The organism is Bradyrhizobium sp. UFLA01-814, assembly GCF_046718885.1.
Classification (GTDB): Bacteria; Pseudomonadota; Alphaproteobacteria; order Rhizobiales; family Xanthobacteraceae; genus Bradyrhizobium; species Bradyrhizobium elkanii.
The window spans coordinates 1-4,860 of sequence record NZ_JAQOSR010000310.1 but is presented as its reverse complement, the minus strand read 5'-3'; the positions used below and the strand labels follow the sequence as shown (position 1 = coordinate 4,860).

The window sequence follows — 4,860 nt, the reverse complement described above, 5'->3', positions numbered from 1 at the left end:
TCCTTGGACGTCGGCGTTTGCCGCGGAAAGCGCTTGCTCGCCTCTGCGAGCATCTGATCCGAGACTTTATTCTCGGCTTGATGTTTCAAGCTCTCAATCCAGCTGTACCCTACCCCGTCGGAAAACTGCTCCTTTTGACGCCACAAGATCGCTTGCGGCAACAGATCGGTAAATGCTTCCCGCAATATGCCCTTCTCGATTTTCTCCCCAGGGCACATTTTCTCGGCGGGGTCTATCGACATTGCGTAGTCCAGGAATTCCTTGTCCAGGAAGGGCACACGAGCTTCGACCCCCCAAGCCGCCATTGCCTTGTTCGCGCGACAGCAATCATACTTGCTGAGCGCAAAGATCTTCCGGACGGTCTCCTCATGGAATTCTTCCGCTGATGGTGCCATGTGGAAGTAGAGATAGCCGCCAAATACCTCGTCAGCGCCTTCTCCGGACAACACCATCTTGATGCCCATCGATTTGATTTTGCGCGCCATGAGGTACATCGGCGTGCCGGCACGAATGGTGGTGACATCAAAGGTCTCCAGGTGCCGGATCACGTCCGGCAATGCGTCCAACCCTTCCTGCACGGTAAAGACAATCTCATGATGGACCGTGCCGATGTGAGCCGCCACGTCTCGCGCATGCTTCATGTCAGGTGAGTTTTCGAGGCCGACGGAGAACGAGTGCAGCCTCGGCCACCATGCTTCTTCGGTTTCTCCCGACTCGATCCGCTTGAAGCGGTGGCGCGCCGCGAGCGCCGCTATAAGCGAAGAGTCGAGCCCCCCGGAAATAAGCACCCCGTAAGGCACATCGCACATCATTTGCTGCTTGACCGCAGCTTCAAGCGACGTCCGGAGCTCCTGCAGGGATACCTTCCTCGTTGGAAGAGTATGTGCCCACTGTGGATCATACCACTTGACGAACTGTCCGGCCCTTCCGCTGTAATGATGTCCCGGAGGAAACTCCCGGATCGTCTCGCATACGCCATCGAGAGCTTTCATTTCGCTCGCGACGTAAGTCGTGCCGTCGCTACCCCATCCGATGTAAAGCGGAACGATGCCGATGTGGTCTCGGGCGACGAAGAAATCGCCACTGCGCTCGTCGAACAGGGCAAACGCAAAGATTCCACTCAGCATATTGCACACGGCAGGGCCGTACTCGTCGTAGAGATAGAGGATAATTTCGCAGTCGGACTTCGTCCTCCAAGCGTGCGGCAGCTTCAGTGCCTCGCGCAAAGCGACATGATTGTAGATCTCTCCGTTCACGGCCAACGCCCGACCCGCGGTGACGTCGAGAAGGGGTTGAGCGCCGTGCTCCACGTCGACAATGGAAAGGCGCTCGTGCGCGAGCACTGCGCCGTCGCTGGAGTAGATGCCGCTCCAGTCTGGCCCGCGGTGCCTGACCGTCTTGGCCATCTCGAGCGCCCGGCTGCGCACCGTCTCGATCGAATCCTTAAATCCAAAGATGCCAACGAAGCCGCACAAGGAGGTCATCCTTCTGTGAGTTCTAGATCGCAGAGAAGCGGAAGAGCGGATCGAGAACGGTCAAGGTCACAAAATATTCAAGGTTCAGATCAAGCAGAATTACCCTGTGCCTAAGCGGCGCCACCGTCGGATAGGCCATAAAATATGCGGATGAGCGTAATCAAACTCCATGGCTGCTCGTGTCTTCCAGTTCCAGGTAGCCCCTGATGCGGGCTGACCGGCCGCTTCACGCGATCGACGGGAGCGCAAATTCCCGGCCTCGCGTGATGGGCCGATCGCTTCCGGCTTTGTCACCTGCTGTCGCGCCGCGAGTCTGCCGCGGTCACCTCAGACCGGCCTATCACGACCGGGGCATTTGAACTGCTCAGCTTTCGGGGTGGCGCGTCGGGTCCATCCTGGTATCGCAGCGAGACCTCGATGGTGTCGCCCGGCTGCAACTCAGCGTCCTCGTTCACGACAATCCGTTCCGGTCCCTTCTCGCTCTTTCTAATAATGACAATATCCGGCTTACTGCCGGCGCCCCGTGCGAGCTGCGATCGAACCATCGAAGTGTACTGAAGCTTCTCGCCGACGCTCTGCAGTTTCTCGCGAATCTGATTGAGCTTTAAGCTGGTCTCTTGCAGCTCACGAAACAGATCAAGCTTCCGCTGATCGTCGAGCTTTGCCAACCGTCTGGCGTACTCGTCCTGCAATTTCTTGACCTGGAGCAATTGCGCAGAGGTCTGCAGCCTCCGGGTCGCCGACAGCAGAACCGCGCGACGGGCATCCGTCACGCGAGGGCTGATCAACGATCCCTTGCCGAACAGGTCGGTCGCTTTCTGAAGGTCCTCGACGTCGGACTGAAGTCCCTCTTCATCTTTCTTTTGCTGCTCCGATAGTACGCGGACCTCGTCGTCTCCCTGCCGAACGCTGCGCTGCAAGTACGCCTTTTCCTGCTGATAGTCACTCTGCTTCGTCTTCAGATATTCGGCTTCCGCATTGACGATTTCCGAAACCGCCGACCGGGCTATGGGCACGTCGGCAAGAGAAGCGCTTGGGTTGATCTGCGTCCCTTCCCCGAGTTCGCTCTTGATGCGCCACATACGCGCCTGTTCCTTGGCGAGTTCTGTCCAGAGCGATCCATACTCGCTTCTCAAGTCAGCTGACTCGAGATACGGGTTATTCATCCTGATATGCATGATGTCGTAGCCACCCGCCATGGCGATGAGCTGGCGCGCGGTGCTCGCCGGACGATAAGGGTACTCGCCCGGCTTCGATACGTCCCCGTTGACGTAAACAGGCCTGTACTCCGCCACGATTGCCGTGACCTGATCTGCATCTATCACGACCACGACCTCGCGGCCGTCCACGGTCCTCTGTCGAAAGACCTTGCTCGTCAGTGCGGCCCCGACCTTGGCCCGAATTTCTTGCAACGGCAGGCCGGCGACCGGAACCATCCCAACCAGCGGCAACGAGATATTGCCATCGACCTGGACCGGAGCACGCTGCCGCAGCTCCGGCACGCCGGCTACCGCGACCTCCAGAACATCTCCGACGTTCACTCGATATTCGGCTTTCGCCTGAGCGGAAATCGTCAGGCCAACAGCTACCAGGCCCCATCTGACACAACGGCCGGATTGACCGCCACGGTTGTCAAGATGAAAGAAATTACGCAGCTTGGCGTTCGGCATGGCGTGCTCGATGGCTCGGTCTCACTGATTGATCGACAATCTAAACCCGCAGCGCCTCGGCTCAACTGACCATCGTAGTTACTCCCGGCTACCCATTTATTGCCAGTCTGCCTCCTGACCCGAATGCTATTGTTTTTGTCAGGGGGACGGACTGCTTGACGGACTGCTTGGGAGTAACCGGTGAGTTATGCGTCTTTCACCAATTCGCCGGCTCCTACCGAGCGTTCGGCGCATTCGGTCACTGGCCGCAAGGCAATTCCGGCTGACATTGGCAAGAATCGATTGGCCGCCTTGCTGGTATTGGCCGCAGGCGCCGAGTTCGTCCTCGTAGCCGTTGGGGCATTTGCCGCTGCCGTCCTCTATTATCGACTGGTCCTTCAGCTCGACTATCCGGACACTCCCAAATATATCCTGGAATCCATTCTGATTGCCACGTTGCAGCTGCTCGTATCCGTTGGGCTGCGGCAGTATTCGCGGATCCAGACGCAGCCCCGGCACATCTTCATGTGGAGCGGCGTCAGCGCCGTCTTCTTCGTATTCTCCTTCTTCATCTCGACGATATTTCTTCTCAAGATCTCGGACGGCTACTCGCGCGCGACCGTGATGGCCCAGGCAGCAAGCGTCATCGTCATGGTGCTCTGCGCGCGGGCAATATGCTTCTCGTTGCTGCAACCTGCCATCGCATCCGGACTGATCGACGCCAGGCGCGTCATCCTCATAGGTGAACCGAGCCACTGCTTGAATTTTTCCGGACGAGTGAGCGCCACCGGAATTCGGACCATTCGCTCGTTCGAGTTGCCGACCTTTCGCACTGGCGCTTCGGCAGCGGAGGTACGATCCCATGTCCGCGAACTGATCGCGGAGTGCCGGCCGCTGCGAGCGGATGACATTGTCATTCTGACCTCGGAGTCGGATGTTCCGGCTGCCCTCGCGCTCGCCGGCGCCCTGTCGGAGCTCCCGGTTGACGTTCACGTCGTCCCGGTCGGCGCAATCGACCTCATGGCCGTGTCGCGCATCACGCAGTTCGGCAACATGGTGACGATGCGGATCTTCCAGTCTCCGCTGACGCCGTTCCACCGGGCAATCAAACGAGCCTTCGACATCGCGGCTGCAACTGTTGGACTTATCATCATCAGTCCCCTCTTCGTCATCCTTCCACTCGCAATCAAGCTCGATTCCCCCGGGCCGGTACTATTTCGTCAGACGCGGCACGGCTACAACAACGAAACTATTCGCGTGCTGAAATTCAGATCGATGACCGTGATGGAGGACGGCGACAATTTCAAGCAGGTGACCAGGCACGATCCACGTGTGACCCGGTTGGGGCGCTTCATGCGCCACAGCAATATCGATGAGCTTCCACAGCTCTTCAACGTGCTGGTCGGCGATATGTCACTCGTCGGACCGCGTCCGCACGCGACCTCGCAGAACGAGAGCTTCGCCCGGCTGATTTCGTCGTTCTCGCGCCGCCACAACGTCAAGCCCGGCATTACCGGCTGGGCACAGGTCAACGGCTATCGCGGCGAGACCGACACCTTGGAGAAGATGCAACGTCGTGTCGAGCACGACCTGTATTACATCGACAATTGGTCATTCCTTCTCGATCTCAAGATCATCGTCATGACCCTCTTCTCCAGAAAGGTCTATTGGAATGCCTGTTAACGCGATGTCGATTGCTGCGTGCACTCCGTACAGCAAGGCCGCAAGGGCATTGC

Annotated in this window: 3 protein-coding genes; 1 reads left to right on the top strand and 2 read right to left on the bottom strand. The window is 58.4% G+C overall.

The features are described 5' to 3' along the window. Both asnB and PMN64_RS42060 read right to left on the bottom strand, forming a co-directional pair. On the bottom strand, positions 1 to 1,484 hold a 1,484-nt coding region (asnB, locus tag PMN64_RS42065; protein WP_411785019.1), incomplete at its 3' end, for an asparagine synthase B. Positions 1,485 to 1,765: 281 nt separating this feature from the next. Next, on the bottom strand, positions 1,766 to 3,145 hold the full coding sequence (locus tag PMN64_RS42060; RefSeq protein ID WP_035631826.1) for a polysaccharide biosynthesis/export family protein: 1,380 nt from the start codon (positions 3,143 to 3,145) through the stop codon (positions 1,766 to 1,768). Between the two features lie 282 nt (positions 3,146 to 3,427). Here PMN64_RS42060 and PMN64_RS42055 point away from each other — a divergent pair, with 282 nt between their 5' ends. Further along, positions 3,428 to 4,807 carry an undecaprenyl-phosphate glucose phosphotransferase gene (locus PMN64_RS42055; protein ID WP_411785018.1) on the top strand — a complete coding sequence of 460 codons (1,380 nt, stop codon included), beginning with the start codon at positions 3,428 to 3,430 and terminating at the stop codon, positions 4,805 to 4,807. Positions 4,808 to 4,860 lie beyond the last annotated feature (53 nt).